Genomic DNA, 5,598 nt, shown 5'->3' with positions numbered 1-5,598 from the left:
TTGTCGACGTTCAAAACCGGTTCATCCGAACCTTCGAGCCAATCCAGAACAAAATTGGCGCCGATAAAACCGGCACCACCCGTCACGAGAATCATGTGAATCTCTCCTCAAGCGCAGCTTTTATGATTTAAAGATCGAACAATTAGAAAAACCATCTTTCGTCGCCGCTGCTCTAAAGAGCAAAATGCCGGATTATCCGGAGAACGCAATATCGCACGATCATAATGTCACCGCTGCTTGCAATAGACCGAAACGTCTGCGACATTTTCAGCAAACTGCGCTAAAGTTGTTCGCATTCCTTCAGCAAAGCTTGTTGCCGGCGCCCAGCCAAGAAGGCGTTTCGCCAACGTAATGTCGAGTACATTGATGGGAACATCGAATCCGCGCGCGGGTTGAAAGTTGACATCGAGGTGAACTCCGAGCAAATTTTCGATCACTCGGATAATATCGAGCAACGATGTTCCCGTTCCCGATCCCACATTCATCACCGGTTCAACATTCGCAAAAGTGCTGGCGGGTGCGTCCATCATTCGCTGCAACGCATCGATTGTATCGTCGATATAAATATAGTCTCGAACGATCGACCCATCACCCCAGATGTCGATAGGGCGCCCTGCAAGCGCACGCCATGCAAAAACCGAAGCCGCGCCGAACTGAGCCTCTGCGTTCTGCCCGGGTCCAAATGGATTGCTCAACCGTACGATGCGCGCATCCACGGAAAACTGACGGCGATAAACCAGGGCGTATGTTTCTGCCGAAGCTTTCGATGCTCCATATACGCTCATCGGTTTCAGCGGGTGCGATTCGCTGATCGGCGTTTCAATGGGCTCGCCATAAACCGTTCCACCCGAAGAAACGAAGGTCATCGGTACGCCAGGATATCGCCTCATGGCCTCCAGTAGCGCGACCGTCCCGCCCAAATTGGTTGACAAATCGTTTAGAGGCGCCATGTTCGCGCTACGCGGCACCGTGGACCACGCAAGATGGAACACGCCGTCTACGCCATCCAGCGCGCGAGCCCATTCATCGACTGAAGCGTCGAGTGGGCACCGAACGTCAGCCGGATTATCGGGCTCGATTCTCAGAGCCCGGCGCACCGCATGCCCATCGGATTGCAGGCGCCTGACGAGCGCGCGTCCGATGAATCCCGAAGCGCCAGTAATCAAATATGTTTTGCTTTTCAACATTGTCCTCGCGCCAGCCGGAGCATTCTGAACCTTTGTCAAAAACTCCACCTTCATATTGCTTAGATGAATTCAATTTGCAAATGAGCGTATGGAACGCACGCTGTTTGCATTAACGACCTCAAAATCGCAACCTGGTCTGGACATGAAAGTGAGATTAAAATTGCGACGCAGAAATATGTTCGATAACGAAAAAGTTACTTTTGTTGCCAAATCCGAAGTGCCGCGCGTGATCTCGATATAATTTCACTCAACGCAGCAAATCGACGTGCCAAGCGGCACCCATTGTGCCCGGTTCGATCGGGCCATGAGCAACGAAATCGATCAGGATCGACGCGTTTTCCGGACGCGAAAGCATAATGATTGCAAATTTACGAAGGGTCGGCAATCGTGACGGCCCCTGAGGGAGCCGTAAGCGCCTGATCGGCATGGGGCGTTGCAGGCGCCCGCTTCAATCAGCAGACGCTGCGCGAGCGGGTACTGCCTCGGGACGAGCTTCAAGGCGATGGCGAAGGGACATCCTGCCGGTGGCACGTCAGCCGTCCGATTGAGGCTTGGGGCTGCACGAGCCCGCACGCTCGACGCCCCCGCTGCGCCGCGGCCCGTCGAATCAAGTGTTTACGCTAAACTGAAGCCCTTCCGAAAAGTCGACATCTGGCGAAAATATGGTTCGACTCGACCACCAGGACACGCTCGAACGACGCCAAGATGCATCATGAAAGGCACGCTCCGACTGCTTCGCTCAATCCGTCTCTCCGATGTGATTCGTCGGCAAGCGAGTCTCTCGCGCTGGATCTCTGATAAAGATAATTTCAAGCACAATGAAACAAAATTCGCAAGCTGTTCTCGACCTGGAGATGCTCTCACCCGAACGCAATTTCGGTGCTGGTAGTGATCGCAGAACAGTCGTAGATATAAATCGCTCCTGCTCCGACCCATCTGCCACTGGACAGCTTTCTGTCTTCAAGCACGCGCGGGCAGTGGCCGAGATGCAATTTGCGAGGCGGATCATCGTTGTGGGAGCTGGACGCGGTCGTGAGCTTCTCCTGGCTTTCGCCGGTTATGATGCCGAATTCCTTCAAGTTGACTGGGCCGATAACCGGGAACGTGCCGAAGGCCAATCTCTCGCACCTTTTCTACAGGCGAATCTTGAAGATTTTCGGGACCTGGAAATCTTTCGGAGATCGGTCGACGATGACCTTTCGACGGTAATTATCCTTTCCGGCGTCATCGAACAACTGAATGATATTCGCCCGATTCTACGCGTCCTCAGGAAAATCCTAAGGAAAAACCCGTCGAACCGGTTAGTCATCTCCACGCAGAATCGAGATAATATTGATAGCATCGGTTCAAAAAAGATTCCCGACAACACGTCTCACGTGCGTCGATGGAACGTTCGCGAGTTTGGTGCGTTTCTGCGTACTTCCGCCTTCGAAATCAAGGAACTCGCGCTCATTCCGCAGGAAGAAACCGGCGACTCCTCACAGCAAATCCTGGCGGAGGTTTCGTGCGACGATGACTTCTATTCCTCGTTTCTCGAGGCGCACGGCCTGCCCCACCATTCGGATCATCTTGTAATTACGTCAGAGCATTCTCATGCGCTTACCACGGGTGGAATCGGCACCTATTACCAGGTAGCCGAAGAGCATTCTGGACATAGGAGATTGGTCCTTTTCTCAGGTGCCACGGGGCTGCCTGAAAATTGGGCTTCGTTTTCCCGAGACGCAGGCTGGTTGCATGCGGCCGCGCTATGTGGCCGCTCTGGAGTGCATCGGGATCAAATTAGCATCGACCCCGAGGAAGTTCTCGTGGCGCTGCAGATCGCCTTGTTTATTTATGACGATGTCAAGATCGTTGAATTTCAAGATTATGTGGGGATCGGTTTTCGAGTAGCGCAGGCGAAACGAGCGGCAATGCTTCCGCCGGAGACGTTCGTCATGGCTTACGCGCATGGCAACCACGGATACCTCGATAACGCGGCGGGAGAGATTTCGAAGGAGCGTCCCGTCAAATTCGACGCGATGGAGCGCCTCGGTGCCGAATTAGCCGATTGCCTCGTGTTTCCGACACGGTTCATGGAAGATCTTTACCTGAACAAACTCGGTTTCATGCCGCGTCAACACAGGCTCCAGCCCTATCCTGTGGAACTCGCGGATGCAGATCTTCTCGAAAAGAGGTTCAAGCCGATTTCGAAGATCGTATTTTACGGTAAGCCTAATTTGCAAAAGGGCTATCCCGAATTCTGTAATGCCGTGCTGCAATTCTTTTCCGATCCGCAGTTTACCGAGATTGCGCGGCAGATCGAAGAGGTTGTCGTACTCGGAACCGAACGCGCCGATGAGCGATTGTACGCGATTCCGAATATCAAAATAAGCTGCGGCAAGTATAGCCGAAATGCCGTAGTAGCCAAGTTGGAAGAGTTCTCCGTTGATTCTCTGGCAATTCTCCCTTATAAGGGAGATAACCATCCGCTCTCTATCTTTGAAGTAGTCGGTTCGAATTGCCAGTTCATTGCTTTCAAGGCTGGCGGCCTCCCCGAACAGATTCCGGCCGCCGTGCACCCAGACGTGATGTGTGAACCGAATTCGGTGGCGCTCGCCAACGCGCTGGCTCACAGCGTGGCCATGCCATTGAACGAGCGCCAATCGCTCATTGCCCGCACACGGCACTCCATGGCCTCGATGTATAGGGTGCACAGCGACAATTACCTCGCAATGCTCGAATCATTCAAGCAAGCACCGGAACTGGAGCAACAGCCGCGCGGAAAGGTCGACCTGATCGTTGCCAATTTCAATGGAAGTCGTACGTACCTGTCTGACGCAGTATTCGGAATCAATAATTCCTTCCACCGCCCTGCGAAGGTGATTTTCGTCGACGACAAGAGTACCGAAGAAAATTTCGAAACGATGATCGACGTAGCCAAGCGCGTGGCTCACAGTGAAAGTGTGATCGTTCGGAACGAGAATAATGTCGGTCTTGCGGGTGCGCGCAATGCCGGATTACGGCACGTAAGCGCCGAATATGTTTGCACGCATGATAACGACGACATCATGTTGAACAATTTTCTCGCCAATGCTTGCCGCATGCTCGATGAAAATCCGCATGTCGCCGCCATAACGTGCTACGACAGAGGTTTTAATGATGGCGATGATTGGCTCAGTGAAGAATCGAACACGAACGATTACTTCTACCGGCCAATGGGCATGGATTTCGGATTAGGACTTTCGGAGAATCCCTACGGCCCCTCGCTGGCAGTCTTCAGGACGAACATCCTGAAAGAACTCGGCGGATGGGATGAGACCAGTAAAGGAACGTGGGAAGACTGGCAGCTATTCACCCGAATGGCCGGATTGGGCAAGGAAGTCTGGGTAATGCCCAAGATCGGATTCCTTTATCGCGTTCGAAAGGCGTCCATGCTGCGAACCTATCCCACGTTTCCGGGGTGGCTTCGCCTTTCACATGCTCTGCCAGGTCTGCCGAGCAATCAACGCTTCACAACCATGCGCGCGGCGCTGACGCCCAATGCCCAATTCCTTGGCGAACGAGATGCATTAAGAAATCGGATCAGTCAATTGGAACTGTCGATGCAGGCGACGCACGCCGAACTCGCGCGCCTTTCAGCAATAGAAATGAGCACTACCTGGCGCGCGACGCGAAAGTTGCGTGAATTCGCCGCCGCGAACCGGACGCTGGCGCGCTACATAAGACGTATTGCCTTTGCGGGACACCGCTTGATTCGGAAGTTCACACGACACTGAGGCGATGAAGGTTGGCAGGATGACGCTGGTTTCTATCAGCGTCATCCGCGAAGCAGGTGCGCTATACCGAGGGCCATGCGACCTGGTCCTTCGGAAGGTTGAGCAAATACTGACCGTAAGCGTTCTTCGCAAGCGGTCGCGCGAGTTCGAGCAGTTGTTCCTCGCCGATCCAGTTCTTGCGATACGCAATCTCTTCGGGACACGCCACCACCAGCCCCTGACGTTTCTGCAAGGTCGCGATGAACGTCGCCGCCTCGATCAGCGAATCGTGCGTGCCCGTGTCCAGCCACGCATAGCCACGTCCCATGATCTCCACATCGAGCCGCTTGCGCTCCAGATAACGCGAATTCACATCCGTGATCTCCAGCTCGCCGCGCGCCGACGGCTTGATGTCCGCAGCGATGTCGCACACTTCATTGTCGTAGAAATACAGACCCGTCACCGCGTAATTCGAACGCGGCTTTGCAGGCTTCTCTTCGATCGACAGCGCGCAGAACTTCTGGTCGAACTCGACCACGCCGTAACGCTCCGGATCGTGCACGTGATAGGCGAACACCGTCGCGCCATCGGTGCGGCTGCTGGCGGCATCGAGTTGCTTCGCCAGATCGTGCCCGTAGAAGATGTTGTCGCCCAGAATCAGCGCCGACGGATCGTTG

The 5,598-nt window shown here is 54.2% G+C and carries 3 protein-coding genes; 1 reads left to right on the top strand and 2 read right to left on the bottom strand.

All coding sequences use genetic code 11. The annotated features are described in order from the left end of the window. Window positions 1-227 precede the first annotated feature (227 nt). On the bottom strand, window positions 228-1,187 hold the full coding sequence (locus AWB70_RS37930; protein ID WP_063786684.1) for an NAD-dependent epimerase/dehydratase family protein: 960 nt from the start codon (window positions 1,185-1,187) through the stop codon (window positions 228-230). 818 nt (window positions 1,188-2,005) lie between these two features. On the opposite strand from AWB70_RS37930, the gene AWB70_RS37925 reads away from it, so the two are divergent. Next, window positions 2,006-4,942: a glycosyltransferase gene (locus tag AWB70_RS37925; RefSeq protein ID WP_082378071.1), complete on the top strand. Its 2,937-nt coding sequence runs from the start codon at window positions 2,006-2,008 to the stop codon at window positions 4,940-4,942. A 61-nt stretch (window positions 4,943-5,003) separates the two neighbouring features. Here AWB70_RS37925 and AWB70_RS37920 read toward each other — a convergent pair. Beyond that, the coding region (locus AWB70_RS37920; protein WP_060854259.1) for a sugar phosphate nucleotidyltransferase at window positions 5,004-5,598 on the bottom strand (595 nt) is incomplete at its 5' end.

This window comes from Caballeronia cordobensis, assembly GCF_001544575.2.
Taxonomy (GTDB): Bacteria; Pseudomonadota; Gammaproteobacteria; order Burkholderiales; family Burkholderiaceae; genus Caballeronia; species Caballeronia cordobensis.
Note: the sequence above shows the minus strand (reverse complement) of the source record. Positions and strands in the feature narration are given on the sequence as shown.

Coding starts and splice junctions, on each gene's coding strand:
- AWB70_RS37930 (WP_063786684.1), bottom strand. CDS start 1,187: ATGTTGAAAAGCAAAACATATTTGATTACTGGCGCTTCGGGATTCATC.
- AWB70_RS37925 (WP_082378071.1), top strand. CDS start 2,006: ATGAAACAAAATTCGCAAGCTGTTCTCGACCTGGAGATGCTCTCACCC.